The following is a 25,581-nucleotide window of genomic DNA, read 5'->3' on the forward strand; positions in this document are numbered from 1 at the left end:
TATGCGGCTTCTGAAAATTCTGACACAAAGCAAGCGTAAGCGAGAAGCACAATTTTATGAATTTATCAAGGATAAGAGTAACGTCAGAAAAATACTTGTTCTCCGTAATGGATTACTTGGCGATTGTGTTTTCATTACGCCGGTGTTGGAACGATTGTCAAACACATTTCCCGATGCAACCATAGATGTGATTGTGAGCGAACAATCGAAAGAGATTCTTCGTCATCATCCATCAATACATTCGATTCGATGGATACGTTCACAAGCATCATTTCAAGAACAAATGAAAATGTACATTACACTCCGGCACGAACACTATGACGTCGCACTCATCCTCGAATCGAACACGCATTATTCAATCATGTCTCCGTTGATACAAGCAAAATATGTTGTCACGTTTCAGAACTCGTGGGATTTTCTGTCCGATATTTCCTTCGCATGGAAAGACGGTGTCCATCATGTGGAGTCGGAACTTGAAACAGTAAGAACCTGGACTACGAACGCGAATACAGATTTCCCGCGACTGTATGTCACCGAAGCAGAAATCAATAAAGGAACAGAGTTATTAATAAGTGAAGGAGTAACGGAAAGAAAAAGAATATTCTGTTTTCATCCGGGATGCAATGAACCAGATTCTGTTCGTCAATGGGTTGTTGGACGGTACGCGCGTTTGGCAGAGGTATTGAGTGAACTGTATCAAGTCCAAATCGTATTCACCGGAGTGAAACGAGATAGACACGAAATTGCAATGATACAGAAACAGATGAAACACGCGTCGGTAAATCTTGCAGGAAAGACATCGCTTCGGGAATTTATGGCTGTTTTGAAATTGTCGAAATTTGTCCTCGGACCGGATACGGGCGCGATTCATATTGCAACGGCATTGCAAATTCCTTCGGTGATGCTCATGGGCTATTCTGACCCGGTAAAAACGGGTCCGTATGATTCCGGATTATCAAAAGTTGTCCGGGTGAAATTACCATGCAGTCCCTGCACGGAAACAGAACCGAAACCACAGCAATGGAATTATTGCAAGGATAACCGTCCTGCAACGTGCATGGAGCAATTAACCGTTGAGCAAGTACTTCACACCATTCAGGAAATGGAAATGCAGAACTATCTTTGAGTGATAGTTCGAGGTGTGAAGAAATGATGAATAAGTTTTTTAAGAGTCCAACAAATATACAGACGATGTTACAGTCGAGAGAATTTTTATTACAACTTACAGGATTGACTTTAAAACTTCAAATTGTTAGTCTGATGGTTTCGATTGCGGCGGCTCAAATCTTGTTCGGCTTTCTTCTCATTTTCAGCATACTGTTGTATCGGCAAGGCGCGAGATACAAACCAACGCGGTTTGATATTCCCATTCTTGTTTTTGTTCTTGCCCGCTTACTTTCTATTATTTTTTCAGAATATCCTTCAGAGAGTTTCAACACCATTACGAAGGAATTGATATTCTATTCAAGTTTCTACGCGACGGTATTCTATTTGCAACATGCCACCGAAGAGGAGAGAAATGCAGTACTACGTTGGTTATTTATTTCAACAGCGATTGTTGCACTTGTTGCTTCGGGAATAACAATTGTCGGACTGACAAAACGAGCGAGAGGATTTACCGGCGGTGGAACACTTGCCACTCACCTGAGTCTCACGATGGTAGTAGCGCTTTGTTTGAAAGAAGAAAAGAAAATATTCAAAGCGCCTCTTCATTTTTGGTTATTGTTTCTCTCGATGAGCATCGGTTTGGCATTTACATTTACAAGAGGTGATTGGCTTGCAACCTCAATTGCGCTACTCGTCTATGGTTCCTTATTTAACAAAAAAATGGTTTTGGGTTTCATAGTGTTTGTAAGCGTCATCGTTCTTTCGGTTCCTTACGCACGCGAGCGTGTTACAACCTTGATGAATCCCTGGGACCATTCAAGCGACCGACTGACACTCTGGAAAAATGCAGTGACGCATTTTGATGAACATCCATTCTTTGGTTTCGGTCCTGAAACATTTCATCATGTGTTTAATGATAGAATGAACATTGATGATAAAGGAATCGGTGCGTGGCATAATGATGTTATTCAGATTTATATGGAAAGCGGCTTGCTCGGTGTTAGCGCTTTTGTCTTTATGATTGGGTCAGTTGTATATGTCTCAGTAGTAACAATTCGACGAACAAAAATAAACCATAGTAGTTCTGCTGTGCCATTGATGGGAGTGCTTCTGGTAATTACTTATCTTGTATTGGGTAGTTTCGGCACACCGACTGGCTCTATTACGAACGGGATGCTTTTCAGATTTCTTCTTGCAGTTATTGCTATCAATCATCAGGAACGTACACAGTGAATATGAAAACTATTGGTCTCTCCGTTATTGTGATAACGAAAAATGAAGAACGGAATATTCGGGAATGCCTTGAGTCGGTGAAGTGGGCTGATGAAATTATTGTTGTTGATTCTCAGAGCAATGACAGAACTGTAGAGATTGCCCGTGAGTTTACTGAAAATATTTTTGTCATCGAGTGGAAAGGGTACGGAGAGACAAAAAACTTTGCCTTGACAAAAGTAACCAACGAATGGGTATTCTGGCTTGATGCAGATGAACGAGTGCCGAAAGAACTTGCTGATGAAATCAAACTGACGATACAATCATCAAGAGAAATGACTGCGTATAAAGTTGCCCGCCGGGCATATTTTCTTGGTAAATGGATTAAACATTGTGGCTGGTATCCGGGGTATGTTGTACGATTATTCAAAAAAGACTCCGCTCAGTTCACTCAATCGCTTGTGCATGAGAAAGTGGAAATCGCTGGTACTTTCGGACAACTACAGCACGACCTGCTTCATTATACGGATGATAATTTATTTCATTACTTCTCAAAATTTAACAACTACACTTCCCTCGCGGCTGAGGAGATGAAAAAATCCGGTAGAAATTATTCACTATGGGATGTATTGACTCGTCCACCGTTTTTATTTTTCAAGATGTATTTTCTCCGGCTTGGATTTCTTGACGGGATGCACGGATTTATTCTCTCGGCAGTCTCCGCTTTTTATGTATTTGTGAAATACGGAAAATTGTGGGAACTTTACAGACATAATTCAGAAAAGAACTAATCGGAGATGAATATGGACTCAAAAGAAAAAGATCAAATATTATTAATTCAACTTTTAGCAATCTTTCAAGGTGCGGCAATGCAACACATGGGAAAGATGGCAGATCCTGTGACGAACCAAATCGGGCAGGATTTGGGACAAGCGCAATTCGCCATTGACATGCTTGAAATGTTACAAGCGAGAATGAAAGGAAATCTTGACACGGAAGAAGAGAAAATCTTCACAACGGTACTGCAGGATTTACGACTGAACTACGTTGATGAAGTGACGAAAGCGCAATCGACAAAAAAAGAAGAACCACCTGCAACTGCGTCATGAAGTTCGGCATCGTAGCAAATACGACGAAGCCCGCTCTCAAGGAAATCATTACTGATTTGCTGGCGTATCTTCACAAGTGCAATTTGCAAATTGTCCTTGCGAACGACCTTGCTGAGTGGTGTAAGAATAATGTCGGGACAGATTTATTGAAGAATGTCAACATTAGTTCGGAGAATGAATTTGTTCTTCGTTCTGACATGCTCGTCGCATTGGGTGGCGATGGAACAATGCTTTCAACCGCTCGTCTCGTCGGTTCAAAAGGAAAACCAATTCTCGGAATCAATCTCGGGAAGTTGGGATTTCTTGCCGAAGTTTCGATTGACGAAACGCATCAGTGTATTGATGATATTATTTCCGACAGGTATTTTCTGGAAGAACGAATGGTTTTGGAAGCGAAAAGTCTTTCCGATAACGAACTGTTTTACGCTTTAAATGAAATTGTGATTGATAAAGGCGCATTGCCTCGCGTAATTGAAATGGAAACATCCGTTGATAATGATTACATGGTGACGTATTCTGCTGATGGAATAATTCTCAACACGCCTACCGGTTCAACAGCGTATTCGCTTGCAAGCGGCGGACCGATTGTGAATCCTTCGTGCAAAGTAATTACCATCAATCCGATTGCGCCGCATACACTCTCGGCACGGCCGGTGATTGTTTCTGATTCGAGTGAGATAAAAGTCAGTGTGAAATCCACAGGACATTTTGCTCACATCACTGCCGACGGACAAGTAGAAAAATTTTATGACACACCGACAGAGTTTCTCGTTCGAAAAGCCGATTACAACATCAAACTTGTCAAGCGGAAGCATCGAACATACTATGATTTGTTAAGAGCAAAACTTCAGTGGGGGAAAGATATTCGGACACAAAGAACGGTACAATGAAAGTCCAAACAAAATACATTTGTCAGGCGTGTGGTTACGAATCGCCGCGCTGGATAGGGAAATGTCCCAATTGTTCACAATGGAATACGTTTCAGGAAGAAGTCGCTCAGAAAGTTTCTGCAAGGAAAACAGTCAAGCAAACTCAATTGCAAGCCGTTCCGTTGGATGAAATCATTATTGATGAAGGACAACGGATACAAACATCGAACTCGGAGTTTGACCGCGTGCTTGGCGGTGGAATTGTTCTTGGCTCGGTGATTTTGTTAGGCGGTGACCCGGGCGTGGGTAAATCAACATTGATGATGCAACTTGCAGGTCAACTTCAAAATTATGTTGTACTATATATTTCGGGTGAAGAATCGGCTAAGCAAATTAAACTTCGTGCTGAACGGCTTGGGATGAAGGGACAAAAGAAATTGCTGCTTTTCACTGAGACGAACATAGACGTCATCAACGAGGTGATTGAACAATCACCTCCCGACATTCTGATTGTTGATTCAATCCAAACAATGTATCGTCCCTTATTTGAAAGCACCCCGGGAAGTTTAGGACAAATCCGTGAGTGTACGTCTGCCTTTGTGAAGATAGCAAAGACGAAATCCATTCCCGTTTTTCTTATCGGACATGTTACGAAAGAGGGAGTGATTGCCGGACCAAAAGTGATTGAGCACATGGTTGACACAGTTCTTCAGTTTGAAGGTGAACGGCATTACAGTTATCGAATCTTGCGGGCATTAAAAAATCGTTTCGGCTCGACGAATGAAATCGGAGTGTTTGAAATGCGGGAATCGGGTCTGACAGAAGTACCGAATCCGTCAGAAGTATTTTTATCTGAGCGGGCATCGGGAACTTCCGGTTCGACGGTGGTTGCAAGCATCGAAGGCACGCGCCCGATTTTGGTTGAAGTGCAGGCGCTTGTTACACCAACGAGTTATGGAACGCCTCAACGTAACGCTACAGGATTTGATTTGCGTCGGCTTGCACTGCTTATCGCCGTGTTGGAGAAACGCGTTGGTGTTTTACTCGGTGGCTCGGATGTGTTTGTGAACATCGCGGGCGGATTACGGATAGATGAACCGGCAATTGATTTGGGAGTCGCGGTTTCCATTGTTTCAAGTTTGCGCGATAAAACGATTGATTCTCAGAGCGCAGTTGTTGGAGAAATCGGGTTGAGCGGTGAAGTGCGAACAGTCAGTCAATTGGAGAAACGAATCCAGGAAGCGGCAAAGTTAGGCTTCAAGAGAATCGTTGTTCCGCAAAACGGAATGAAAGGCGTTCTGAAAAATCTCGACATCGAAATTATCGGAGTAGAGAGAGTGGAAGAAGCCGTTGATGTTTTGTTGAAGTAGAATTCATTCCAAAAACAATTCATTATGCATAAACTTCTTCTTGCAACGCGCAATAAGGGCAAACTGATAGAAATCTCTGCATTGCTTTCCGGGCTTCCGTTTGAGATACATTCAGTCTTGGAATTTCCGAACATTCCTGAAGTTGTGGAAGATGGAGAAACGCTTGAAGCAAATGCCTTGAAGAAAGCACGGGAGGTTTTCATGGCATCAAACATTCCTACTATCGCAGACGATTCCGGCTTGGAAGTGTATTCTTTGAATATGATGCCCGGAGTTATCTCGGCACGTTACGCGGGAGAAAATATTACCTATGCAGAAAACAATCAAAAATTATTCAACGAACTGAAGAACACCCCGCCCGAACTTCGGAAGGCAAGATTCAGATGCGTGATTGCATATATCTCTCCAACGGAGGAACGACTCTTCGAAGGAGTTTGTGAAGGAAGTATACTCGAGGAGGAACGGGGCAAGAATGGATTCGGCTATGACCCGCTTTTCGTTCCAAGTGGCTTCTCAGAAACTTTTGCCGAACTCACATTGGAGACAAAAAACAAAATCAGTCATCGTGCTCAGGCATTGATGCAATTGAAAAAACACCTTTCCTGTATCAAATAGAGTAATATTCCTCCAATCATCGCTAATGGTTCACAAATTTGTCTATCCGCTCTGATGTTGTTATTTTATCCGACATTTTTGACGAACAGAATGAGCTTCCTGAAAATTTTCAAGCAAGCAAAATTAGATTACTCATGGAAATACGAAACGAACGGGGTTCTGTGGCGATTGCTACCGACGACGAATCATTTATTTGTCGGTGAAGACAGAAATCTTGAAACGAAGCAAGTTACATTCTTTTGTCTCGATGCAAGGAACGGAAAAGTTCTATGGAATAATCTCTCGTTCACCGAACCATGGTGGATGAGCATTGAAAGCGTCTCCAACAACATCTTATTTTTGCATGAGTTTGCAACGCCTGATATGCCAGACCACAAAAAGATTTATGCTATTCAAATTGACACGGCACAAATACTGTGGATGAACGATGAACTGCAATTTCATTTTGCGGATGGACAGCACGTTTATGGTTCCAAGAGCGGATTTGAATCAAGACAATATTTTCGTCTTGATAGTTCAAACGGAACGGTCCTTGAAGAAGTAAGCGCACTTGAATTTCAACAACTTCAAACGAAAACGTTTGGACCGACTGCAACAGAAATTACTTTTTTGCAGGAAGTGGAAGATGTCGAAACGCTGAAAAAGAATTATCAGAAGTTACCATCAAAGATTCTGAAGAATCCTCAACCGATGGAATGGTGCGAACGGAATGGAAGACTGCTTCTATCGTACTATAGTCCGGTTCAGGAAAAAGGTAACAGCAATATGTCGCTTCAGCAACATATTATCATTGCAGATAGAGAGGGTCGGCTTCTCTATCAGGACATAGTAAACGAACAGCTGAGGATTCCGCTTCCGGATTCTGTTATGGAAATGCATGGGATTGTTTACTATATCAAAAACAAAAAATGTCTCATCGCAGTTAGAGCGATTGAATAACGTGTGGAATAATATAGGGCAACTAATTTATTATCACCATCATATTGTTTGATACCTATGACTACGATACGAATTAAGCACATTGATACATTCACAAAAACTCCGCATAACGGAAACCCCGCGGCTGTTGTTCTTGATGCCGAGGGGTTGACAGATACTCAAATGGCATCTGTTGCGAGGGAAATGAATCTGGCAGAAACCGCGTTCATCTTGCAACCAAAACATAAGAATGCGGATGTGAAAATCCGTTGGTTTACTCCGCTTGGTGAATTAACCATGAGTGGACATGCGACGATTGCCGCACTCTATGCTCTTGCAGAGGAGAATCTCTTCGGTATGAATAAGCCGGGGAAGCATCGTTTATCTGTTGAAACGAACGATGGAGTTCTTCCGGCAATAATCGAAAAAAATCAGGATTCAATTTATGTTTCCGTACGCTTCGCCCCACCGGACTATGAAAAAGCCGGTCAATATAAAGTTGACCTCATCCGGCTTCTGAATATTTCTGTTGGCGAGTTCGACCAGTTCCTGACAATTCAGCGAAACGGTTTTTTGTTTGCACCCCTCAGAAGGCTTCATACCTTATTCAACCTGAAACCCAATATTGATGCAATCAATTCTTTCCTGAGTAAAAGAGATTTTGAAGGATTGTGTGTTTTCACCACCGAAACAATAGAGAGAAAATCGTTAATTCATTCACGGGTTTTTGCTCCGCACGTCGGTATTGATGAAGACCCGGTCACCGGCTTTACACACTGTTCACTCGCACTATATTTGCACGAAAAAGAATTGATTCCCAACAAGAACGGGCGTTATATTTTTCAGGCGGAACAAGGCGATGTTGTAGGGAGAAAGGGAAGGTTGGATGTTGAAGTTGTAACCGAAGAAAACCAACCGACCGGAGTTATCATCGGCGGATATGCAATCACTGTGCTTGAAGGCGAATTACGTCTTCCCGACTAAACATTAATTGATAGTAGTTATGACCTTACAGCCTGTAATTTTTGCTATTGTACTTCTCGCTTCATTCATCAACTTCGGACTGAGTGTCCGCAGGCTGATTACTTTTTTAAACATCGGGAAACCGGAAGCACGGAACGATAACCCGAAAAAAAGAATCAGCAATGTTCTCGCCATTGCGTTCGGACATACGAAACTTCTGCGTGAACCGCTTGCCGGGGTGATGCACTTCTTTATCTTCTGGGGCTTTGTCATTCTTCTCCTCGCCATTCTCGAATCTATCGGCGAAGGATTTTTCCCTGGGTTCTCTTTTTCATTTCTCGGAATACTTTACAAACCGTTAGTTTTTCTTCAGGATATTGTTGGCGGCTTGGTAATTATTTCCATTGGAATTGCCTTGTATCGAAGATATATCTCGAAACCGAAACGGTTGGATGTAACCGGACATGCACAATTCGATGCGACATTAATTTTGATGATGATATTAATGATAATGCTTTCAATGTTCGGGCAAAATGCAGTACGCATCGGTTTGGGAATAGATGAAGGGAATAGCGCAAGAGTAATTTCCGCCTCGTTATCTTCGCTGTTTGCAGGAACTTCGGAAGGAGGGAGAGAAGTGTGGTTTACGATGTTCTGGTGGATACACATGGGATTCGTGCTTGGGTTTATGAACTATCTCCCGAACTCGAAACATCTCCATATTATGTCTTCGATTCCGAATGTGTACTTTGCAAAACACGAACCGCGCGGAACGCTCAAAACGCTTAATCTCGCTGATGAGACTCTTACAAAGTTCGGCGCGTCCGATGTAGAAGATTTTACATGGAAACAACTTCTCGATGGGTACGCTTGTACCGAGTGCGGACGATGCACTGACTCGTGCCCCGCGAACATCACCGGCAAACCGCTTTCTCCAAAGAAAATCATTGTTGATATCCGCCACCGCCTGATGGAAAAGGCGCCATTACTAATTAACAACTCACGACTCACGACTCACGGCTCACAAACCTCAAACCCCGAACCTCAAACCGGGTTACTTACAAAACAACTTGTTGACAACTACATAACAGAGGACGAACTCTGGGCGTGTACAAGTTGCATGGCGTGTGTTCAGGAATGTCCCGTGCAGATTGAACATGTAGATTCAATTGTTGATATGCGACGGTATCTTGTGTTGAATGAATCCCGCTTTCCGAAAGAATTACAGACGACGTTCACGAATCTCGAACGGAACTTCACTCCGTGGGCGTTCAGCCATGCTTCGCGGGCGGATTGGGCGGAGGGATTGAACATTCCCCGAATGTCGGAGAAACCGAACGCCGAATATTTGTTCTGGGTCGGATGTGCGGGCTCGTACGATGCACGATATAAAAAAGTAACACAAGCATTTGCCGAATTAATGCGCATTGCAAACATTGATTTTGCTATTCTCGGCACAGAAGAAAAATGTAACGGCGACCCAGCTCGCAGAGCAGGGAACGAATATTTAGCGCAGACGCTGATGATGGATAATCTGACGACATTGAATAACTACAACGTCAAAAAGATTGTTACAACCTGCCCGCATTGTTTCAATGTATTCAAGAACGAATACCCGCAACTCGGAGGGAAGTATGAAGTTGTTCACCATACCGATTTTATTCAGAACCTGATTACTACGGGAAAACTCAAACTCTCGAACGAGAACCGAGCGAAGATAACATATCATGATTCGTGCTATCTCGGAAGATATAATCAAGTGTATGATTCGCCCCGTGAAACACTGAGAACAATTCCGGGAGTCGAACTTGTTGAGATGAACCGCACGCGTGACAAAGGGTTCTGTTGCGGCGCAGGAGGCGCTAGAATGTTTATGGAAGAAACCACAGGCAAGCGTGTCAACATCGAACGAACAGAAGAAGCCCTAACACTCAAGCCCGATGTCATTGGAACCGCCTGCCCCTTCTGTATGACAATGATGACAGATGGTGTGAAGGACAAAGAAGCCTCAGACAACGTACAAGTGAAGGATATTGCAGAGTTAGTGCTGGAAGCAATCAATTCCTCTCATTAAATTTATTAGTTGAGCCTGTCCGTGAATGGATTTTATCACTCAAAACTAGCTTTGCTTTTCGCTTAGAATATTTCTACTTTTTCAAGCGCACAGACATGTAGAACAAAAAATATAAGAAGAAGTTATGGGAATGTTTCAAAAAAAAATTAAAGTCTCAAACAGCAATAATCCCGATGAAAACTTTGAGGCTGATTTTTGGATAGATACAGGAGCATTGTATTCATTCATACCGGAAGATTATTTGAAAAGGATACATGTAGAGCCGATTGGAAAACGAAATTTGATTCTTGCAGATGGACGGCAAGACCTTAGATTATTTGGCTTTTGTACCTTTGAAATAGAATCGTTGGAAGGAAAAATTCCCTGCCCTGTTATTTTTGGACCACCCAATTCACTTTTTCTTCTTGGTGCAACAGCATTAGAAAACTTTGGGGTAGATGTTGATCCGGTTCAGAAGAAACTGAAACCGATGTTGTCGGTGATTGGCGGATTTTTAGCATCGGCATAATTCGTGGTTTGCATTGATACATTCCAATGCTGAATACTTGATAGGGAAGTGGAAACAAGATGAACATCTATAATCTCGATGAAAACTTTGAGTCTCACTGCGGCGTTGATGGTACCACCGCTCCCGAATTAATCAAAGCCGGTGCGAATGTGTTAGTGGAAGAGAATGCGATATTCTCTCAGAAGAATATTACGCAGGCGGTGAGGAAATTGAAGAATGTTCAATAGCGAAATTACTCTTTAAAGTTCTTCTTTATTTGATATTAATTGTTCATTTTTTAACTTAACTTGAATTAAACTTGAAGCCTATTCGATTTTCGCTCCATGCTGAAGAACGACTTGCTGCTCGCAAGTTACGACACAGCACTATTGAACAAGTCGTTCGAAATCCTGAACAAATTGTTCCCGATGAGGATGATATCAACAGGCAAATACATCAATCGCTCATCGAAGAGAGCGGAAAACAAAAATTGCTTCGAGTCATTGTCGAAGAGGACTCTTCAGAAATTGTTGTTATTACAGTTTATAGTACTTCACAAATTACACGATATTGGAAATAATTATGGATATAAAATACGACAAGGAAACAGATAGTCTTTCGATTGTTTTTTTAGAAAATACAATTGAAGATTCGGATGAAATTAGAGCCGGAGTTATCGCCGACTTTGATAAAGATGGCTCTCTCGTCTCCATCGAAATATTGAATGCCTCGAAGAAAGTAGGAAGGCTAAACGAAATAGGATTTAATAAGAAGGTGCTACAAGTTGCATAACTTCATACCTGCTTCAATACATTAAATGCGGCAGGGAAAATTAAACACAACAATAATACAAATAACTCCATTATTTTAATGGTTAAATAGATTCGGTTATCAGATAAAACCGATGAGGACGTAATATGAGTAAACAAAAAAACATGCGTAATACAGAACATGAAAAACGTAATGTTCAAGAAACCCGTGTTTCGAATTTCCAGTATTCAAGTTTTATAAGTTATAGGCGAAATGACGGCGATGAAGTATTTATGAAAAAATTTAAGGATATCATTGCATCGGAAGCCTTTAAAGTTACAAATATTAAAAATGTATTTTTTGATGAAAATTCAATTCAATGGGGGAATGAATTTGATGAGAAGATTTATGATGGAATAGTCGCCTGCTATTTTTTTATCCCGTTTTATCATAACACTTATTTACATGAAGATAACCTTTGGTGCGCGAAGGAACTGTATCGAGCCATTGAAGTGGAAAAAAAGATACGCGATAATCATGAAAAGGGTTATTGTTTTATTCTTCCAATCATATATCGAGGCTCGGCAAGTGCATTTCCAACGTGTATCGGGAATAAAAATGCAAAAGAGATAAAACTTCTAAGGCACATTGTGTTAAGTAATAAATCAAGTGCTGCATTAGAACAATTTAAAGATGATATCTATGAAATATTTTTGCAGAATTTTAAATTGTTAACAGCGGATGTAAGTTTCACAGAATTGTGTGCCGATATACCTATTCCTACAGATGATGAAATAAAAGCATGGATAAGAGAGCAAAAAGAACAACAAAGAGTAACTGAATCCAATAACCCGCCAAGAATGAAGAAAAATGAATATTAACCAACAACAGAATACAAGTATGAAGGGCAAAGCGATTACGTTTTACTCGTACAAAGGTGGAGTTGGGAGAAGTATGGCATTAGTAAATATTGCATGCCTTATGGTACAACAAAAAAAGAAAGTATTACTCATAGATTGGGATTTGGAAGCGCCCGGTCTTCATTCTTATTTTCTTGATGTTGTGAAAAAGGACGACCTGGGTTTACTGGATTTCATAACTGACTTAATGAACTTTCCTCAAAGTGAATCAGAAAACAGTGAAGGAGGATATATTGATTTCTTATCAGGAAATATACACAAGTACATACAAAAAGATGTTCCAATTGCTAAGAGCGAATTCCGATTAGATATAATGAAGGCTGGCAAATTTGATGATGAATATACCACCCGACTTACGGCAATAAATTGGATGGAATTTTATAGAAAATCACCATCGTTCTTTAGAACATTCGCTCAGTACCTTGAGACGGAATACGATTATATTTTAATTGACTCTCGAACAGGATTGTCCGATACCGGTGGGATATGTACGATGTTAATGCCTCAAATATTAGTATTAGTGTTTGCATTAAGTAATCAAAATATAAACGGTGTTCTCGATGTAGCACAACAAAGTATACCTTATCGCTTCGAATCTCATGACGATAGAGAGTTAACTATTTTACCTTTACCCTCGAGAATAGACAACCAGAATTATATTGCATTGAAAGATTGGATAGAGAAATACACCGAAAAGTTTCAATCGTTAATGAAAAGTTCATACATGCTTGACGAATGTAAGTTGGTTAACTATTTCAATATTGCCAAAATACCGTATAAGCCTGAACATGCCTATGGAGAAAATATTCCGGTGCTAACCGAGGACACGAATAATGATTTATTTATATCCTATCATTATGCACAATTTTATAGACTTGTTGAAAATGAACAACCTATCTGGGAAATATTATCACCTCAGGAAATAGAAAAAAATAGAAAACTTGCCACTTCACATATATTGAAAGGATATGAATATGACCGCGAATCCAATTATGCCTCGGCTGCAGTAGAATTTGAGAAAGCAGCTGAATTAGATATGACAAACAATAGTGCTTTTATCAGTTGGGGTAATTCTTTGGCACGTTTAGCACAGACAAAGACGGGGAACGAAGCAGACTCATTATATTTTGAATCAATAGAAAAATACCAAAAGAGTCTATCCATTAAACCGGATTTCCATGAAGCATATGCAAACTGGGGTTTAGTTTTAGTTTATTTAGCCCAGACAAAAACCGGGAATGAAGCAGAAGTATTGCAAAAAGAGGCATTTGAAAAATACCAAAAGGCTTTGGAATTAGGTGGAGAGTGCTATAATTTAGCTTGTTGGTATGCAGCAAAAGAAATCAAAAAGGAAGCTTTCTTTCATTTAGAGCTAAGTTTACAAAAGAGAAGAATAACGGCTACTTATGTGAAGGATGATCAAGATTGGAAGAATTATCTTCAGGATGATGACTTCATTAATCTGTTGAATAAGTACACAAAAGAAAAATAACATTCCCATTGGAGGTGAATTTACTGATTAGGTAGGGCAGTTAATTCAATAATTGTAATTCCAATCTCTAAGCATGGTGCTAATCTTTCCATTATCAATACTAATAAATGGAATATTAGTGTTAATGACTCCTATATCAGTAATAATATCTGACTTATTGATATTAATGTTTCCTGCAATATCCTTAATATATGACTGAATTGCACAATAGTTCCTAATATTTGCAGAAAAGTAAAGAAGTATTGTATAAAAGTTCCCAACAATTGCAGAAAAGTAGGGAAGTATTGTACAATAGTTCCTAATATTTGCAGAAAAGTAAAGAAGTATTGTATAAAAGTTCCCAACAATTGCAGAAAAGTAGGGAAGTATTGTACAATAGTTCCCAACAATTACACGAAAGTAGGGAAGTATTGTACAAAAGTTCCCAAGAATTGCAGAAAAGTAGGGAAGTATTGTACAAATGTTCCCAACAATTGCAGAAAAGTAGGGAAGAATTGTACAAAAGTTCCCAAGAATTGCAGAAAAGTAGGGAGGAATTGTACAAAAGTTCCCAAGAATTGCAGAAAAGTAGGAAAGAATTGCACAAGAGTTCCCAACAATTGTAGGAATCTTGGGAACAATTCAACTATAATTTTTCAGAAAATTACATCAAAATCGAGTGGAAGGTAAAAATATTTTATCATACCCTGAATATTACTTGCTTGTTTTCTAAATATGCCTTATATTGGCAGGCGAATAATCAATAATACCTAAATAATTAAAGTAAATCTAACTTATTCCTTATTTATAGCATGGTTTTAGATGAGATAGACATCAAACTCTTGGATTCGCTCCAACAAAACGGCAGAATCAAGCGAAACGAACTTGCAGAGTCAGTTGGGCTTTCTCTCCCTTCAGTCAGCGAACGGTTACTGAAATTAGAAAATGCCGGCATCATCGAAGGATACTACACAAAACTCGATGCGAAGAAACTCGGTAAAGACATCACCGCCTTCATCTTCGTCTCGGTTGATTCATCCAAACACTACCAATCCTTCCTCGACCACGCCGCGCACGTTGATGAAATCATCGAGTGTCATGCGGTAACAGGAGAGGGTTCGCACATCATCAAAATCAGAACAGAAAACACTTCCACGCTCGAAAAACTTCTCAGCAAAATTCAGGCATGGCAAGGAGTCATCGGAACAAAAACACATTTGGTCTTATCATCATCAAAAGAAACAACGCGTATAAAGGTGAAATAAATTTTATAATTGAAGAATGAATCAATGACTCAATCGTACATCGTCAATTCGTTTATCAACCACACTATCAACATCAACATAAAACTATCATGGCTAAAAACACCAAATCAACTCCTAACAAAAAAGACATTCTCGAATTTGCTAAGCGGGATAAAGTACAGTTCATCCAATTACAATTCACCGACCTGAACGGAATCCTCAAAGGCATCACCATCCCGATTACCAAACTCTCCGGCGTTATTGACGACGGGCTTTGGTTCGACGGTTCTTCCATCGAAGGGTTCACTCGCATCTTTGAAAGCGATATGTATTTAAAACTCGATTTGAATACGTACGCTGTTATTCCATGGACGAAAACCGGAAACCAACCAATCGTCGCCCGTTTCATGTGCGATGTGTATATGCCCGATGGAAAACCGTTCGAAGGCGACCCGCGATATATTTTGAAACGTCAACTTGAGAAAGCAAAGAAACTCGGTTATGTCTATAATGTCGGACCTGAACTTGAGTTCTTTCTCTTCAAAAGGGAAAACCATAAACTCATTCCGCTTCCGCACGATACAGCAGGGTATTTCGACCAGACACAAGATTTAGCAGTTGATATTCGTCAGGAGATGACGACTGCATTGATGGATTTCGGGATTGATGTCGAAGCGCTTCACCATGAAGTCGCGCCGGGTCAGCACGAAATTGATTTCAAATACAACGACGCACTTACGATGGCTGACCAAGCCACGACATTCAAATACACCTTGAAGTACATCGCCGCACACAAAGATTTACACGCCACGTTTATGCCCAAGCCAATTGCAGGCATTAACGGTTCGGGAATGCATGTGCATCAAAGCATCTTCAATCTTGAGGGAAAGAATTTGTTCTTCGACTCGAAGGATGATTATCATCTCTCCAAATGCGCCCGCTCGTTCATTCAGGGACAACTGACGCACATCAAAGGGATGAATGCAATTCTTAACCCTACAGTTAATTCTTATAAGCGTTTGGTTGTTGGTTATGAGGCGCCTGTCTATGTTGCTTGGGGACAGACGAATCGGTCAGCGCTCATTCGCATTCCCCGATATACACCGGGAAGAGAAAAAGCCGTACGTGCCGAACTCCGTTGTCCTGACCCTGCGGCAAATCCGTATCTTGCGTTTGCGGTTATGCTTGCGGCAGGTCTGGAAGGAATTCAAAAGAAACTCACGCCGCCCGCACCGGTTGAAGAAAACATTTATGAATTCTCCGAGCGGGAAGCAAGCGAAAGGAAGATTGATACGCTTTCAAGAGATTTATATGACGCATTGAATAATTTTAAGAAAGATGAGTTAATCAAAGAAGCGCTCGGAGAATATGCGTTCGAGAAGTTTCTTCACCTCAAAACAACAGAGTGGGATGAATTCCGTTTGCAGGTTACTTCGTGGGAAATTGACCAGTATCTTGAGAAGTATTAAATGTTGAATCCTTAAGAAAATTCAAGTATATTGATACGAAGATTGTCAATGGTCAAAAGTTAACTGATAATTGACAATTCATGTTGGGGATGACATGGTTTCGACGGAGTGTAGGATGGTCGGAATAGCATCTCGTGATCTCCGTAGTTCACGTTGCCGCTTCGGCGGCACTAGAAAACAGACGGAAAAATATAAGTGCAAACTATAACTACGCACTCGCTGCTTAATTAAATAAGCAACGCATCTTTTGTCATTATGCCCGGTGGATGGCAAGAGGTGTCGCTTTAATCGGGATAGTTCCGAATCATGCTTAGGGTTCGGAATGAAATCATTAAGCTGGATTGCGGATAGTGTGTTTATTCCATAGTTCGCAATCGAGAAAATGATGAATAAACTATAGATGTAGAAGTTTCGGTGGTCTTCTCTTCGGACCGGGGTTCGATTCCCCGCATCTCCACATTAAGTGCCACTCACTCCCGCCTGGGCGGAATGAGTGGCACTTTTGTTTCTAAGAAAACCCCTTACAAGGTCATGCCGAATTTATTTCGGCATCTGTCTCGACGCCCATAGACCCTGAAATAAATTCAGGGTGACGGACAGAAGGTTTGTTTCTTTCAATAAAAAATCTGATTTTCAACAACCATGAATCAACACATTGTTGAAATATTCTTTACTAAAATGACCGGCGCCGGAAACGACTTCGTTATGATTGATAATCGTAGCGAGAAGTTGTCTTTAGATTGGAGTAAAGCGGCAACAGTCCTTTGCAATCGTCATTATGGAATCGGAGCAGATGGGTTGATTGTCATCGAACGAAGTAGCAATGCCGATTTCCGAATGAATTACTTCAACGCAGACGGAAGTTACGGGGGAATGTGCGGTAACGGAGGAAGATGTTCTGCAATGTTTATGTTTGATTCGCTTATCAAACCGGAAGTTGAGTTTGAGGCATTGGATTATATTTACTCTGCAAGGAAATCGGGGGATAATGTTTCGCTTTCGATGAAAAATCCAACCGACTTGCAGATAGGTAAAGAGATTGAAATTGAAGGTAACACAGTCAAATATCATTATGTTAACACCGGTTCACCTCATGTAGTAATTTATGAAAGCGAATTGCCGGAACTCTTTCAAGAGGAAATTCATCAAAAGGGAATAGAACGGCTCGGAAGATTGATACGGAATCATCAAGCGTTTCAAAGTGATGGGACGAATGTAAATTTTGTAAGTTTATTAAAGAACTATGAAAGAGATTCCTCACCCGCTGAAGCGGGATTCGGAATGACAAATCAACAAAAACAGCAACCAATAAAGATGCGGACATACGAGCGGGGTGTCGAGGCAGAGACATTAGCGTGCGGAACCGGTTCAGTTGCCTGCGCGGTTATTACGAATGTAGTTAATGGTTATTCATCACCGATTCAAGTTCAAACACAAAGCAATGAAACGCTGATTGTTGGATTCAATAAAGATGGTAATCGTTTTATAGATATAGAGTTAACAGGTTCAGCAAAAGTCGTATTCTCCGGTTCAATCAAGTACGATTCACAACATCATAAAATTTGTTCTTAGCATTATGGCAACATCAACCCCACAAAAGACGAGGCGAAGTTTCCTGAGAGAAGTTCTCTTTGGCTGGTTCTTCCTGACAATCCTTCCAGCATTTTATGTTCTTGCTGAGTATATCTATCCTCGCACAAAGAATGAGGTAACACTCAAAGATTTACCTATTGCCAAACTCTCTGAAGTTCCTCAAAACTCGTTCAAGATTATCCGGTTGAAGAAAAAGCCTATTATTGTAATGAACTCGGAGCAAGGGCAAGTAAAAGCATTCTCATTGATTTGTACACATCTTGGATGTGTGGTTGAATACCGGGAAGAAGAAGAGAAGTTTCATTGTAATTGCCATAGCAGTGTGTTTGATAAGGATGGAAAAAACCTATCCGGACCGGCGCCAAGTCCGCTAAAACCGTACCGGGTGAAACTAACCTCCACGGATATTTTGATTTCGGAGGGCTGATGCAGTTCTTTTCGAAAGTACAATCGTGGGTGGATGAACGGATGCATTTGAATCTGGTTCTTGATTTTTTGCATCAGAAGAAAGTTCCTCAGCATAAACATTCGTTCTGGTATTTATTTGGTGGGCTTTCACTCTTTTTCTTTGTGATTCAACTTGGTACGGGAATGTTGTTGCTGATGTATTACAGTCCAACGCCCGAAACGGCGCACGAAAGCATGACCCAAATCATGACGGAAGTACCGTTCGGGTGGTTGATTCGTTCGATGCACAAATGGTCGGCAAACCTGATGATAGCGAGCGTCTTCGTTCATCTCTTTAGCACGATGCTTTTGCGTTCATACCGTAAGCCGCGAGAGTTGATGTGGATGAGCGGAGTCGTGCAATTCTTTCTCGTGCTTGGGTTTGCATTTACCGGTTCACTTCTGCCTTGGGATACGCTTGGGTACTTCGCAACACAAATCGGAACGGAAATTCCGAAAACCATTCCCCTTGTTGGCGAAATAGTAGTCAAGACATTACGGGGAAGCGACTTCGTTGATGGCGAAAGTTTGAAGCGAATGTTTGCTCTGCATGTTGCTATCTTACCGCTTGCAACGCTATTGGTTGTCATTTTCCATCTTGTTTTGAATCAGGTTCACGGTTCAAGCACACCTATTGGAGTTCAACCGAAAGAGAAGGGGATTCCCTTTTACCCGAATTATATCTACCGGGATGTTTTAAGTTGGATTGCAGGATTTTTTCTTTTGTTTTCTTTGGTGATATTTTTCCCCGCAGAGTTAGGAACAAAAGCCAATCCTTTTGCTTCTGCTCCTGTTGGAATTAAACCTGAATGGTATTTTCTCCCGCTTTTTCAAACATTAAAGTTTGTACCGTCAACAATCTTTGGAATGAACAGCGAAGTGATTGTAAATTCATTCGTTGGAATTTTGAGTCTGGCAGTCATGTTTCTCCCGTTCATTGACAGAAAAGCAGAGAGAAACGAATCGAGTAAGGTTATTACGTTTTGTGGGGTTGTGGGAATTTTGTATATGGTTATCACAATCATACTTGCTTACACGACTTCCTAATTACCATTAACTTCATGCTATCAGATAGTTTATCACAAGTTCTTCAATCATCACTGCCAACCTTCGGGGAACGGCTTGCTCTTTTCTTCATCACCTTCTTTGTTCTTTCAATACTTGGAATGTTGGTCTATTTCAAGATGAAGGAAGATGAATAAACTCGAATTGCGAATTGCCAATTTCGAATTATTACAAATTAACAATTACCAATAGTGATTGGTCAATTGTATATTGCTAATTAACTACAACTAGAAACTGAAAACAGGAAACAGAAAACTGTAAACCATGCGAACGATAATAGAACCATTTAAAATCAAATCTGTAGAACCAATACGATTTACTACTCAGGAAGAAAGGGAACGGATACTTCAGGAAGCGGGCTATAACCTCTTTCTGGTCAAGGCAGAAGACGTTTTGATTGACCTTCTAACCGACAGCGGAACATCAGCCATGAGCGCCAAACAATGGGCGGGAATTATGGATGGTGATGAATCATACGCCGGAGCGAGAAGTTTCTATCGCTTTGAAAAGATAACAAAGGAACTTACGGGTTTTAAGTACATCATCCCAACCCATCAGGGACGGGCGGCGGAGAAAATTCTTTTCACAATTGTTGGGGGAAAGGGGAAGTTCATTCCTAACAACACCCACTTCGATACTACTCGTGCGAACATCGAATATTCGGGAGCAGAGGCGCACGATTTACTTATTCCCATTGGAAAAGACCCGTCAGCACGTGCGGACTTCAAAGGAAATATGGATGTTGATGCGCTTGATAAGTTCATTCAGGAAAAAGGAAAAGAAAACATTCCGCTTGTGATGATTACGGTGACAAACAACGCAGGCGGGGGGCAACCGGTTTCAATGGAAAACATCAGGGCGACAAAAGCAGTGGCACAGAAGTATGGTATTCCATTGTTTATTGATGCGTGCAGGTTTGCTGAGAACGCATACTTTATCAAGAAAAGAGAGAAGGGATACCAAGACAAATCTGTAAAAGAAATCGTTCAGGAAATGTTCTCGTACGCCGATGGCTGTACGATGAGCGCGAAGAAAGATGCCTTTGTCAACATGGGCGGCTTTCTCGCTTTGAACGATGACCTGATTGCACAAAACGCAAGGAACATACTCATCGTCACTGAAGGATTCCCGACGTATGGTGGTTTAGCTGGTCGGGACTTAGAAGCGATGGCACAAGGACTTGATGAGATTCTTGATGAACATTATTTACAGTATCGTCTTCGTTCGGTCGAGTATCTTGGTGAGAAATTGGTGCAAGCCGGAGTTCCGATTCTTGAACCGCCGGGTGGTCATGCAATTTATCTCGATGCGAAACGATTCCTTCCAAACATTCCGTCTGAACAGTTCCCCGGACAAGCGATTGTTGCAGAACTGTTTAAGGTCGGGGGTGTCCGTTCTGTTGAAATCGGTAGTGTTATGTTCGGGAAATCCGAAAAAGAGACAGGGAAGTTTATTCCTTCACAGATGGAACTAGTAAGGTTGGCAATTCCAAGACGTGTTTATACACAAAGCCATATTGATTATGTTGTCGAATGTGTTATTGAAGTATGTAACAACCGCTCGAAACTTCATGGCTACAAAATCGTTTATGAAGCACCGATGTTAAGACACTTTACTGCTAGATTTTTACCTTATTAACGCTGATAGGTCACCGATTTCTGGTTACGGGTCACATATCTCAGAACAACAAATATCCTGTAACCTCGAACCTGTAACCCGTAACCAAAAACCGATAAATGATAACTTGCCCTGTCTGTAACACATCAAATCACCATCTGAAAATCTCCTGTGTTTCGTGCGGGAGTTACATTCAACAAAAGGTTGACACGCTTGATCTGTTCGGAACTATCTGGAAATTGATTGAAACCCCGAAAAAAGCATTTCATGCTATTGCCATTGCAACGCACAAAAACTATTCGTTGCTGCTGGGGTCATTATCAGGTTACGCTTTTGTTGCATTAATCTTCTGGCTTATCAAAGCAGGTGATATTGCTAATCATATCGTTGAACTTATGTTAGCATGGCTTGCAGTCAGCCCGGTTGTCGGTTTGATTATTTTCTTTCTCAACCTCTTTTTTCTAAGAATCCTGATGCGCGCAACAGGTAACGTGGTATCTTTTAGAAATTTGATGGGTGTTGTATCGTATTCTTTTGTTCCATTGATAATTTCTGCCTTCCTAATACTCCCGATTGAAGTGATTACGTTCGGAATTTTCCTTTTTACAAAAGCGCCGAATCCGTTTACGTTGTTGCCTCAATCTGCAATCTTTCTTTTTAGTTTCGATGCAATACTCTCGCTGTGGAGTTTTCTTCTTTATGTTATTGGAATTCGGACTCTACTTGATTGTAGCCTTGGTAAAGCCTTATTATTCAGCATTGTAGCAATCGGACTTACTGTTATTACAATTGCCGGAACCTTCATCTTTTTTACACTACCTCAGTAGTATGGATTCAGACAGATTTCATCAACTTGTAGAGAGCGCATACGAGCGTCTCCCTGAATACTTTCAAGAATTAATAACTAATGCTATAATTGTGGTTGAAGACTACCCAGATGATGAAATAGTCAGAACGATGAAACTCGGTTCCCGAAAACATTTATTAGGATTGTACCAAGGTGTACCGTTAACAAAAAGGAATACGAATTATGGAATGACGGCGGTAATTCCTGACAAAATTACGCTTTTTCAAAAGAATATTGAAGCCGCCTGTAGTTCTGAACAGGAAATCGATAGTAAGGTGACTGAGGTCTTAATTCACGAAATTGCTCACCATTTTGGCATGAATGAAGAAGAAGTCAGAGCAGCAGGCTACTAAGGATTGAAGAAATATTCAAAAAAAATGAAAAAACTATGGCATGGAATAGAAGTTTTTTAGTATATTTATGGCACGAAAAATTAAGGAAATTTAATGGCAAAGATTATTTTTAAGATTACATACAGCATAGCACCGGAAAAACGAGAAGATTATCTTGAACTTGCTGGAAAGATGAAAGCACATCTCTCCGGCAAAATGGGTAAAAATTATTCAATTTATGAGAATAAAACCAAGGCAAACAAGTTTTCAGAGATATTTGTTTGTAACAGTCAAGATGAATTCGACCACCTCGAAGACCACGATGATATTACCAGTGACCTGGTAGAAAAAATCAACGCACTTCTTGACGACGGAAAAATGCAATACTCAACTCTTGTAGAAGTTGAGTAGTTTCTTCAATGGCACAACGATTTGACCCGATTGCTGTTCTTTTACAAGAACACAATGACGCGTTAGAGCAATTGAAAAAATTAAATGTTGCGGTCGGGGCTTTAAGTCTGAACGGTTACACCTCAAAAATCGGGAAGCAATTAGATGCTTCTCTTCGCTATATTGAAAGGGAAGTGAAGGAACATAACAAGAAGGAGGAGGATGCATTATTCCCGATTCTTGAAACGTATGTTGAAGGTCCTACGAAGTTGATGCGGAACGACCACAAGCAATTACGGAAAGGATTTACTTCTCTTCGCGAAGCGATAGAGCGGCTTAAAGCAAATCCCGATAGTTTCTCGGCAATCAAACGCTTGTCTGTAGTTGCAAAAAGCGTCGTTCAACTGTTTGTCAACCACATACACAAAGAGAATTACATTCTTTTCCCGCTCGTTCAGAAACTTCTTACGAAAGATGAGTTGAGGGAAGTTGCAAGGAAGATGCTGTAAAGAGTCTTTGAGTACTCAGTATTTTAGTGAAAAAGAAAACCCCGAGTCATTCGGGGTTTTTCATGTTCTAAAGTCTGGAATGTTTACTTTCTGTCCTCTAACTTCGCTTTGACCGTGATGTCTTCGGTTCCGCGCTTTACAACAACATCAACTTCATCGCCGGGTTTATATTCACCTAAGACATACATGTAATCATAAATATTCTTGATGTCTTTCGTCCCGAATTTGATAATGACATCGCCTTCTTTCAATCCTGCTTTCTCTGCGGGACTGTCTTTTCGTGTTCCGCCAATACGCAATCCTGCAATTTCCGAAGCGTAATCAGGAATGATTCCCAAACTTACACGTGCGCCCGGTCTGTCGCCACCCATCGGACTCGATGCAGCTTTTGTAAACGCAGGCTTTTCATTCAGGTTTGCAATTTCTTTTGTGATTTTTGAGATAAGACTAACAATCTTCTGTTCACCTTCATACTGTATTTTTTCCCACGTATCAGCAGGCGTATGGTATTCCCGGTGAGTGCCGGTGAAGAAAAACATCACGGGAAGATTCTTCGAGTAGAATGGTGCGTGGTCGCTTGGTCCGTAACCATCGGGTTTCAAGGTGAGTTTGATTGAAGGGTCATCGTTCGAACTCTTCACGAGGTTTTCAAAGTTCGGTGATGTACCCATTCCCTCAACCACGAGAGTGCTTTCTTTCATTCGTCCAATCATATCCATGTTCAACATGGCGATTGCATTCTCGAGAGAAATTGTTGGATTGTTCACAAAGTATGTTGAGCCGAGCGTTCCAAGTTCTTCGCCTGAGAAGGAGAGGAAGAGAAGACTTCGTTTGAAATCGTTTTTATGGGTGGCACAATATTCAGCAAGTTCCAACAAACCGCTTGTGCCGGATGCATTGTCATCCGCTCCATGATGGATTGCGACTGTGTCAGGTTTCATCGAACCTTCTCCACCCATTCCGAGATGGTCCATGTGCGCTCCAACGATAACGATTTCCTCCTTCAACTTCGGGTCGCCTCCTTCAAGATAGCCGATGATGTTTGATGTCTTCGCATGAACTTTAATGGTTTGCGTGTGCATGGTTGCCATTACGTCAGCGAGTTCAAACGATTGCGGTTGTTTCATCGCATTGATTTGTTCCTGAATTGATTTGAAATCCCTGCCGACAAAATGAAGAACGGAATCAAAAGCCTGCCATTTCATTGTTTGTGCGGCAATTCCTGATGTTCCGAAGCCCCGGTCAAAATTAAATGCTACAAGTTTTCCTTCCGGTTCATCAACCGGTCCGTTGATGAGAATCATTCCGATTGCCCCTTTGTTTCGTGCTGTCATTGCTTTCATCCGAATCGGTGTGTACTTGTTAAAGACAGTATCTTTATTTCCGTTCGGTGAGTAACGCATCATGACTACAATTTTTCCATTGACATCAACACCTGCATAATCATCATATTTGAGCGACTCTGCAGAAATACCGTAACCGACGAAAACGAGAGAGGCAGAAATTGATGTATCAATGGTTAATCCTAATGGACGGAAGTGTTCATTCAATTTGAAATCAAGCGCAAGACTTTTCACCTTCATCGAGAGCGAGTTATCGTCACCGATTTTAACTGTCGAAATGAAATCGAATTCCTGAAAGTAACCGTTCGTTCCTTTCGGTTGCAAACCATAACTCTTAAACTCACTTTCAATAAACTTCGCTGCTATCTCATTTCCTTTTGTTCCTGAGCCGCGACCTTCGAGTTCATCCGATGTCAGAAATTTTACAAGTGCCTGAAGTTCCTGAACTGTAATATTGCTTGAATTAATTCCGGCATCGTCCTGCGAAAACGCGGAGAGCGTGAAGAACAATAAAATGATAATCGCTAAAGAAAGGTGTTTCATGGTATTCCTGTTAATCTGTGTATGTTCTGATGATTTCTAAAATTTCGACAACCTCTCCGACCTGACAAACGCTTGCGAGGTCAAGAGGACCACGAACGACAAGGTCTGCCCGTAAACCTTCTCTGAGAAGGATGACGACACGAGAACCTGTTAATTCGTATGTTTCTCCATCATTTCCGATAAACTGCCAGCAACCGCCTTCAACGGAAGTGTAATGCATCATTCCCGAAAGTTCAAAACTTTCTATCTGGTCAACAGTTCGTTGTACCGAAAGGCACGAAGGAACCGCGAGGAGGAGAATGAAAAACATGGATGAG

At 41.0% G+C, this 25,581-nt stretch carries 29 protein-coding genes and 1 other RNA gene; 28 read left to right on the forward strand and 2 right to left on the reverse strand.

The window, feature by feature from the left end:
- The first annotated feature begins 1 nt into the window (after window position 1).
- The 28 genes from HY960_02595 to HY960_02730 all read left to right on the forward strand — a co-directional run bounded on the left by HY960_02595 (window position 2) and on the right by HY960_02730 (window position 23,378).
- Complete coding sequence (locus tag HY960_02595; protein MBI5214620.1) at window positions 2–1,126, forward strand: glycosyltransferase family 9 protein; 1,125 nt, start codon at window positions 2–4, stop codon at window positions 1,124–1,126.
- Window positions 1,127–1,149: 23 nt separating this feature from the next.
- Window positions 1,150–2,340, forward strand: a complete 1,191-nt coding sequence (locus tag HY960_02600; GenBank protein ID MBI5214621.1) for an O-antigen ligase family protein — start codon at window positions 1,150–1,152, stop codon at window positions 2,338–2,340.
- Between the two features lie 2 nt (window positions 2,341–2,342).
- Complete coding sequence (locus HY960_02605; GenBank protein MBI5214622.1) at window positions 2,343–3,110, forward strand: glycosyltransferase family 2 protein; 768 nt, start codon at window positions 2,343–2,345, stop codon at window positions 3,108–3,110.
- Between the two features lie 12 nt (window positions 3,111–3,122).
- Window positions 3,123–3,428, forward strand: a complete 306-nt coding sequence (locus HY960_02610) for a DUF1844 domain-containing protein (GenBank protein ID MBI5214623.1) — start codon at window positions 3,123–3,125, stop codon at window positions 3,426–3,428.
- Window positions 3,425–4,318: an NAD(+)/NADH kinase gene (locus HY960_02615; GenBank protein MBI5214624.1), complete on the forward strand. Its 894-nt coding sequence runs from the start codon at window positions 3,425–3,427 to the stop codon at window positions 4,316–4,318. Before HY960_02610 ends, HY960_02615 begins: the two co-directional genes overlap by 4 nt.
- A complete protein-coding gene (radA, locus tag HY960_02620; protein MBI5214625.1) occupies window positions 4,315–5,667 on the forward strand; it encodes a DNA repair protein RadA in 1,353 nt (450 codons plus the stop codon). Before HY960_02615 ends, radA begins: the two co-directional genes overlap by 4 nt.
- A 24-nt stretch (window positions 5,668–5,691) precedes the next feature.
- The gene (locus HY960_02625; GenBank protein ID MBI5214626.1) at window positions 5,692–6,282 is read left to right on the forward strand and encodes an XTP/dITP diphosphatase; all 591 of its coding nucleotides are present in this window, start codon (window positions 5,692–5,694) and stop codon (window positions 6,280–6,282) included.
- A 90-nt stretch (window positions 6,283–6,372) separates the two neighbouring features.
- Complete coding sequence (locus HY960_02630; GenBank protein ID MBI5214627.1) at window positions 6,373–7,221, forward strand: DUF4905 domain-containing protein; 849 nt, start codon at window positions 6,373–6,375, stop codon at window positions 7,219–7,221.
- 57 nt (window positions 7,222–7,278) lie between these two features.
- Window positions 7,279–8,184, forward strand: a complete 906-nt coding sequence (locus HY960_02635; GenBank protein MBI5214628.1) for a PhzF family phenazine biosynthesis protein — start codon at window positions 7,279–7,281, stop codon at window positions 8,182–8,184.
- A 19-nt stretch (window positions 8,185–8,203) separates the two neighbouring features.
- Entirely contained in the window at window positions 8,204–10,237 is a 2,034-nt protein-coding gene (locus HY960_02640) for a (Fe-S)-binding protein (protein ID MBI5214629.1), read from the forward strand.
- Window positions 10,238–10,367: 130 nt separating this feature from the next.
- Window positions 10,368–10,745: a hypothetical protein gene (locus tag HY960_02645; GenBank protein ID MBI5214630.1), complete on the forward strand. Its 378-nt coding sequence runs from the start codon at window positions 10,368–10,370 to the stop codon at window positions 10,743–10,745.
- 59 nt (window positions 10,746–10,804) lie between these two features.
- A complete protein-coding gene (locus HY960_02650) occupies window positions 10,805–10,972 on the forward strand; it encodes a hypothetical protein (GenBank protein MBI5214631.1) in 168 nt (55 codons plus the stop codon).
- 71 nt (window positions 10,973–11,043) lie between these two features.
- The gene (locus HY960_02655) at window positions 11,044–11,304 is read left to right on the forward strand and encodes a DUF4258 domain-containing protein (GenBank protein MBI5214632.1); all 261 of its coding nucleotides are present in this window, start codon (window positions 11,044–11,046) and stop codon (window positions 11,302–11,304) included.
- Between the two features lie 2 nt (window positions 11,305–11,306).
- Window positions 11,307–11,516, forward strand: coding sequence for a DUF2283 domain-containing protein (locus tag HY960_02660; GenBank protein MBI5214633.1), 210 nt, complete (start codon window positions 11,307–11,309; stop codon window positions 11,514–11,516).
- Window positions 11,517–11,641: 125 nt separating this feature from the next.
- Complete coding sequence (locus tag HY960_02665; GenBank protein MBI5214634.1) at window positions 11,642–12,355, forward strand: toll/interleukin-1 receptor domain-containing protein; 714 nt, start codon at window positions 11,642–11,644, stop codon at window positions 12,353–12,355.
- Window positions 12,345–13,886, forward strand: coding sequence for an AAA family ATPase (locus tag HY960_02670; protein MBI5214635.1), 1,542 nt, complete (start codon window positions 12,345–12,347; stop codon window positions 13,884–13,886). The genes HY960_02665 and HY960_02670 overlap by 11 nt, the downstream gene beginning before the upstream one ends.
- 791 nt (window positions 13,887–14,677) lie before the next feature.
- Window positions 14,678–15,130 carry an Lrp/AsnC family transcriptional regulator gene (locus tag HY960_02675; GenBank protein MBI5214636.1) on the forward strand — a complete coding sequence of 151 codons (453 nt, stop codon included), beginning with the start codon at window positions 14,678–14,680 and terminating at the stop codon, window positions 15,128–15,130.
- A gap of 89 nt (window positions 15,131–15,219) precedes the next feature.
- Window positions 15,220–16,578 carry a glutamine synthetase gene (locus HY960_02680; GenBank protein MBI5214637.1) on the forward strand — a complete coding sequence of 453 codons (1,359 nt, stop codon included), beginning with the start codon at window positions 15,220–15,222 and terminating at the stop codon, window positions 16,576–16,578.
- Window positions 16,579–16,663: 85 nt separating this feature from the next.
- Window positions 16,664–17,038: a transfer-messenger RNA gene (gene ssrA, locus HY960_02685) on the forward strand.
- A 182-nt stretch (window positions 17,039–17,220) separates the two neighbouring features.
- Window positions 17,221–18,150: a diaminopimelate epimerase gene (dapF, locus tag HY960_02690; protein MBI5214638.1), complete on the forward strand. Its 930-nt coding sequence runs from the start codon at window positions 17,221–17,223 to the stop codon at window positions 18,148–18,150.
- 4 nt (window positions 18,151–18,154) lie between these two features.
- Window positions 18,155–18,598, forward strand: coding sequence for a Rieske (2Fe-2S) protein (locus tag HY960_02695; GenBank protein MBI5214639.1), 444 nt, complete (start codon window positions 18,155–18,157; stop codon window positions 18,596–18,598).
- Window positions 18,598–19,665, forward strand: coding sequence for a cytochrome bc complex cytochrome b subunit (locus tag HY960_02700; protein ID MBI5214640.1), 1,068 nt, complete (start codon window positions 18,598–18,600; stop codon window positions 19,663–19,665). Before HY960_02695 ends, HY960_02700 begins: the two co-directional genes overlap by 1 nt.
- Before the next feature lie 14 nt (window positions 19,666–19,679).
- The gene (locus HY960_02705) at window positions 19,680–19,820 is read left to right on the forward strand and encodes a hypothetical protein (GenBank protein ID MBI5214641.1); all 141 of its coding nucleotides are present in this window, start codon (window positions 19,680–19,682) and stop codon (window positions 19,818–19,820) included.
- A 127-nt stretch (window positions 19,821–19,947) separates the two neighbouring features.
- The gene (locus HY960_02710) at window positions 19,948–21,321 is read left to right on the forward strand and encodes a tryptophanase (GenBank protein MBI5214642.1); all 1,374 of its coding nucleotides are present in this window, start codon (window positions 19,948–19,950) and stop codon (window positions 21,319–21,321) included.
- Between the two features lie 98 nt (window positions 21,322–21,419).
- Window positions 21,420–22,127, forward strand: coding sequence for a YIP1 family protein (locus tag HY960_02715; GenBank protein MBI5214643.1), 708 nt, complete (start codon window positions 21,420–21,422; stop codon window positions 22,125–22,127).
- A 1-nt stretch (window position 22,128) separates the two neighbouring features.
- Window positions 22,129–22,500, forward strand: a complete 372-nt coding sequence (locus tag HY960_02720; protein ID MBI5214644.1) for a metallopeptidase family protein — start codon at window positions 22,129–22,131, stop codon at window positions 22,498–22,500.
- Between the two features lie 93 nt (window positions 22,501–22,593).
- A complete protein-coding gene (locus HY960_02725; GenBank protein MBI5214645.1) occupies window positions 22,594–22,890 on the forward strand; it encodes a hypothetical protein in 297 nt (98 codons plus the stop codon).
- A gap of 8 nt (window positions 22,891–22,898) precedes the next feature.
- The gene (locus HY960_02730) at window positions 22,899–23,378 is read left to right on the forward strand and encodes a hemerythrin domain-containing protein (protein ID MBI5214646.1); all 480 of its coding nucleotides are present in this window, start codon (window positions 22,899–22,901) and stop codon (window positions 23,376–23,378) included.
- 83 nt (window positions 23,379–23,461) lie between these two features.
- On the opposite strand, the gene HY960_02735 is transcribed toward HY960_02730, so the two are convergent.
- On the reverse strand, window positions 23,462–25,264 hold the full coding sequence (locus HY960_02735; protein ID MBI5214647.1) for a M28 family peptidase: 1,803 nt from the start codon (window positions 25,262–25,264) through the stop codon (window positions 23,462–23,464).
- 10 nt (window positions 25,265–25,274) lie between these two features.
- Entirely contained in the window at window positions 25,275–25,574 is a 300-nt protein-coding gene (locus HY960_02740; GenBank protein ID MBI5214648.1) for a hypothetical protein, read from the reverse strand.
- Window positions 25,575–25,581 lie beyond the last annotated feature (7 nt).

Source organism: Ignavibacteriota bacterium (genome assembly GCA_016212665.1).
GTDB lineage: Bacteria > Bacteroidota > Ignavibacteria > UBA10030 > SZUA-254 > FW602-bin19.

Excerpts from the sequence above, each read along its gene's own strand:
- HY960_02710 (MBI5214642.1), top strand. The coding sequence starts at position 19,948 with ATGCGAACGATAATAGAACCATTTAAAATCAAATCTGTAGAACCAATA.
- HY960_02675 (MBI5214636.1), top strand. The coding sequence starts at position 14,678 with ATGGTTTTAGATGAGATAGACATCAAACTCTTGGATTCGCTCCAACAA.
- HY960_02680 (MBI5214637.1), top strand. The coding sequence starts at position 15,220 with ATGGCTAAAAACACCAAATCAACTCCTAACAAAAAAGACATTCTCGAA.
- HY960_02615 (MBI5214624.1), top strand. The coding sequence starts at position 3,425 with ATGAAGTTCGGCATCGTAGCAAATACGACGAAGCCCGCTCTCAAGGAA.
- HY960_02635 (MBI5214628.1), top strand. The coding sequence starts at position 7,279 with ATGACTACGATACGAATTAAGCACATTGATACATTCACAAAAACTCCG.
- HY960_02600 (MBI5214621.1), top strand. The coding sequence starts at position 1,150 with ATGATGAATAAGTTTTTTAAGAGTCCAACAAATATACAGACGATGTTA.
- HY960_02625 (MBI5214626.1), top strand. The coding sequence starts at position 5,692 with ATGCATAAACTTCTTCTTGCAACGCGCAATAAGGGCAAACTGATAGAA.
- HY960_02740 (MBI5214648.1), bottom strand. The coding sequence starts at position 25,574 with ATGTTTTTCATTCTCCTCCTCGCGGTTCCTTCGTGCCTTTCGGTACAA.
- HY960_02640 (MBI5214629.1), top strand. The coding sequence starts at position 8,204 with ATGACCTTACAGCCTGTAATTTTTGCTATTGTACTTCTCGCTTCATTC.
- HY960_02715 (MBI5214643.1), top strand. The coding sequence starts at position 21,420 with ATGATAACTTGCCCTGTCTGTAACACATCAAATCACCATCTGAAAATC.
- HY960_02660 (MBI5214633.1), top strand. The coding sequence starts at position 11,307 with ATGGATATAAAATACGACAAGGAAACAGATAGTCTTTCGATTGTTTTT.
- HY960_02670 (MBI5214635.1), top strand. The coding sequence starts at position 12,345 with ATGAATATTAACCAACAACAGAATACAAGTATGAAGGGCAAAGCGATT.
- HY960_02595 (MBI5214620.1), top strand. The coding sequence starts at position 2 with ATGCGGCTTCTGAAAATTCTGACACAAAGCAAGCGTAAGCGAGAAGCA.
- HY960_02610 (MBI5214623.1), top strand. The coding sequence starts at position 3,123 with ATGGACTCAAAAGAAAAAGATCAAATATTATTAATTCAACTTTTAGCA.
- HY960_02650 (MBI5214631.1), top strand. The coding sequence starts at position 10,805 with ATGAACATCTATAATCTCGATGAAAACTTTGAGTCTCACTGCGGCGTT.
- HY960_02705 (MBI5214641.1), top strand. The coding sequence starts at position 19,680 with ATGCTATCAGATAGTTTATCACAAGTTCTTCAATCATCACTGCCAACC.
- HY960_02605 (MBI5214622.1), top strand. The coding sequence starts at position 2,343 with ATGAAAACTATTGGTCTCTCCGTTATTGTGATAACGAAAAATGAAGAA.
- HY960_02725 (MBI5214645.1), top strand. The coding sequence starts at position 22,594 with ATGGCAAAGATTATTTTTAAGATTACATACAGCATAGCACCGGAAAAA.
- dapF (MBI5214638.1), top strand. The coding sequence starts at position 17,221 with ATGAATCAACACATTGTTGAAATATTCTTTACTAAAATGACCGGCGCC.
- HY960_02700 (MBI5214640.1), top strand. The coding sequence starts at position 18,598 with ATGCAGTTCTTTTCGAAAGTACAATCGTGGGTGGATGAACGGATGCAT.
- HY960_02730 (MBI5214646.1), top strand. The coding sequence starts at position 22,899 with ATGGCACAACGATTTGACCCGATTGCTGTTCTTTTACAAGAACACAAT.
- HY960_02665 (MBI5214634.1), top strand. The coding sequence starts at position 11,642 with ATGAGTAAACAAAAAAACATGCGTAATACAGAACATGAAAAACGTAAT.
- HY960_02645 (MBI5214630.1), top strand. The coding sequence starts at position 10,368 with ATGTTTCAAAAAAAAATTAAAGTCTCAAACAGCAATAATCCCGATGAA.
- HY960_02720 (MBI5214644.1), top strand. The coding sequence starts at position 22,129 with ATGGATTCAGACAGATTTCATCAACTTGTAGAGAGCGCATACGAGCGT.
- radA (MBI5214625.1), top strand. The coding sequence starts at position 4,315 with ATGAAAGTCCAAACAAAATACATTTGTCAGGCGTGTGGTTACGAATCG.
- HY960_02735 (MBI5214647.1), bottom strand. The coding sequence starts at position 25,264 with ATGAAACACCTTTCTTTAGCGATTATCATTTTATTGTTCTTCACGCTC.
- HY960_02695 (MBI5214639.1), top strand. The coding sequence starts at position 18,155 with ATGGCAACATCAACCCCACAAAAGACGAGGCGAAGTTTCCTGAGAGAA.
- HY960_02630 (MBI5214627.1), top strand. The coding sequence starts at position 6,373 with ATGAGCTTCCTGAAAATTTTCAAGCAAGCAAAATTAGATTACTCATGG.